At 54.3% G+C, this 2,746-nt stretch carries 4 protein-coding genes; all 4 read left to right on the top strand.

The window, feature by feature from the left end:
• The first annotated feature begins 121 nt into the window (after positions 1-121).
• Positions 122-418, top strand: a complete 297-nt coding sequence (locus tag PsAD37_RS21080) for a hypothetical protein (RefSeq protein WP_063297813.1) — start codon at positions 122-124, stop codon at positions 416-418.
• Positions 418-1,314 (top strand): hypothetical protein, encoded by an 897-nt coding sequence (locus PsAD37_RS21075; RefSeq protein ID WP_063297812.1) that lies wholly within the window; start codon positions 418-420, stop codon positions 1,312-1,314. Before PsAD37_RS21080 ends, PsAD37_RS21075 begins: the two co-directional genes overlap by 1 nt.
• A 2-nt stretch (positions 1,315-1,316) precedes the next feature.
• Positions 1,317-1,850, top strand: a complete 534-nt coding sequence (locus tag PsAD37_RS21070; protein ID WP_153039831.1) for a hypothetical protein — start codon at positions 1,317-1,319, stop codon at positions 1,848-1,850.
• 43 nt (positions 1,851-1,893) lie between these two features.
• On the top strand, positions 1,894-2,746 hold an 853-nt coding region (gene tssI / locus PsAD37_RS21065; RefSeq protein ID WP_153039830.1), incomplete at its 3' end, for a type VI secretion system tip protein TssI/VgrG.

Raw genomic sequence — 2,746 nt, 5'->3', positions numbered from 1 at the left:
TAAGTCTCTATCCTCATTGAGGATGGAAGTCAGATCCGGGCCAGCTTTGGCCCGGACACTGCCTATGGGTGAGTACACACCAGGCAGTCTTTGATTTGGGCCTGATCTGCGGAGTTGGAATATGCAATTTGTCTCTGGCAAAGCCTCAGAGAAGCGCGGTTACTTGCGCAGCTTCTTTCGCGCCCTGTTGTGGCGGCGGCGCAAGGTAGAGGCGATTGCAGAAGCTGCACCGAAAGAGTGCGATCCGGCAGGAACTGCGCATGTGGTCTTGCAAGGCCGTGACCGGCCTGAACGCTCGTCAGATGCACTGCACGAAGACCTGTCTGAAGAGCTGGAGATCCGGGGCTTTCTGGATCAGTTTCCCGGCCACCGCTTGATGGTCAAACCCGGGGAACAGCCGCACAAGGAGATATTCTGATGGTCTATCCGCTGGCGGAACAACGCATGGCGCAGCAACATAGTGCCGCTCATGATGTAAATCCGGTTCAGGATGAGGCAATAGCGGTCTCTCTTGAGGCGTTTGCTCAGGGGGGCGTGGATGCCCATCAAGGCATGGCGCTTATGACCGGCGGTGCTTTAGATCTGGCCACCTTGCCCGGTACATTGCTGGACAGCCGGTCAGGACACCAGCTTCTTAAAGAGATCGGTATTAAGGGGCGTTATTACACAAAGATAGCCAATGGGAAGACCTACGTGATCTTCAAGGGCTATCCTGCCGTGCGCGAGGTTCTTAAGGGGACACGGTATCTGTCGTCCTCTCCAAAGGTTGTTGCTTTTGGAATTGGACCTGAAGCCATTCGGGCAGGTGGCCGGGCGAACGCGGTGATCATGATCACCTGTTATGTGGCCTTGGATATCATGCAGTTCATCATGAGCGATACGCAGCTTTACAGCGAACTGTTTGCCAACATCATTGTCGATGTGGCGATCGGGGCTGTTGCCATTGGGGCTGGCATGGCCGCAGCAGCTGCTGGCGCGCTTCTGGCAGGTGCGATCACGACAGTTGCTATTCCTGCCCTTGCTATAACGGCTGGCGCCATCGTTGTTGGCATGGCTGTTGGCATGGCGCTTGGACAACTGGACAAGATGTTTGGCCTGCGAGAAAAACTGTCTGCTGCCCTGCGCTGGACTGGTGAGGCTGTTGCGCGCGGCCTTCAGAAAACCGGACAAGTTATTCGTGAAGCACAAGTTTCCATGCGCCAGAAGGTGGAAGAGCTTGAACGCCGTAGCAATCGGTTTTTCTATGATCTGGAACGCGAGACCATCTGGCATTTGGGTGGGCCTGATCTTTACAACCAGATCTACAGGCGGTGATGATGATCAACTGGTACATCGATAAGACCATTCAATTTGGCCAGTGGATTGGCCGAGATCCGCGCAGAGCCCACGGGTTCGCTGCTGTGCTTGATCTTTTGATGGTGTTTTTGGTGTGGAGTACGATCTCTGACTTTCTGTATGCGCAGCAGGTCATTGAGCTTAGACAAGATAACTTTGAAATTGCTCATGGGATCCAGGCTTTAGCGCTTGGATCTGTTGCAATCCCCATCGCTCATTTTGTCTTTACGCCCTGGGGCCATCAACGGCTGCAATGGTCTGTCAAAACATATCTCATTCTTATTTTCGGATCGCTCCTGATTTTTGCGATCGCCGGCAATCTATGGGCGCAATCAATTGGGCAAAGAGCGCAAGACGAAGGGTATTTACTTTGTCAGAACGAGTTCTTCGCACCGGCAAAATCCTTCCATACCTATGCGCGTCCGGACACTTTATGTCCCGCTGATGAATGGCATTCCAAACCCTATCCACCGCCGATGGTGATGCACCAACTCAATCCGCCAGATCACTCTTAATTCTTATGCTTCCTTTGTTTTTTCTTTTGCCAGTGAGTTTGTTATGAATGCTATTGTCCAAATCCCGCAGCTCTTTCAACAACAAGATCTGGCCTTTACCTTTGCAGCGCCTGCGCAGCCGGAGGCCGAATTGCTGGTCACCGGGTTCTCAGCAACAGAGCGCCTTAATGGGCTCACGCAGATCCAGATTGAGCTTGCCAGCCCCGACAACGCGCTCGACCTGCATAGCCTGCTGGACACGCCTGCCACGCTGACCATCCATCATAAATACGAGGGCCTGCGCCATCTCTCCGGAGTGATCGCTGAGATTGCCCGTGGTAATGAAGGCCATCACCGCACCAGTTACTCACTCACGCTGCTGCCCAGCCTGCACCGGCTCGCCCATGGCTCTGACTGCCGGATCTTCCAGAAGAAAAGCGTACCTGAGATCGTCAAGATCCTGCTTAAGGAACACGGCGTCGAGGATGTGAAGTGGGATCTGACCGAGCCTCATGAGGCCCGCGAATACTGCGTGCAGTACCGGGAAAGTCACTTAAGCTTTTTAGATCGCATCACGGCAGAAGAAGGCATCTGGTACTACTTCACCTATGGCGCCAATGGCCAGCATACGCTGCAGTTCATTGATAACCCGCAGATCGTCTCGCAGCTGCCGGACCAGCCCAAGCTGGAATACAACGCCATGGCTGGCGGGGCTGTCAAAGGCGTCTATTGCTCCAGCTTTGTCCTGCGCGAGCAGCTGCGAGCCACCAGCTTCATGCAGCGCGATTATTCCTTCAAGAACCCGCCCTACAACCAGCAACACGCCCATCAGCGCGGTGAAGACAACGGCTCTGCTGGAGACTATGCGCTTTATGAATATCCGGGGCGCTACAAGGCCGATGGTGTTGGCAAGCCCT

The organism is Pseudovibrio sp. Ad37, from assembly GCF_001623075.1.
Taxonomy (GTDB): Bacteria; Pseudomonadota; Alphaproteobacteria; order Rhizobiales; family Stappiaceae; genus Pseudovibrio.
Note: the sequence above shows the minus strand (reverse complement) of the source record. Positions and strands in the feature narration are given on the sequence as shown.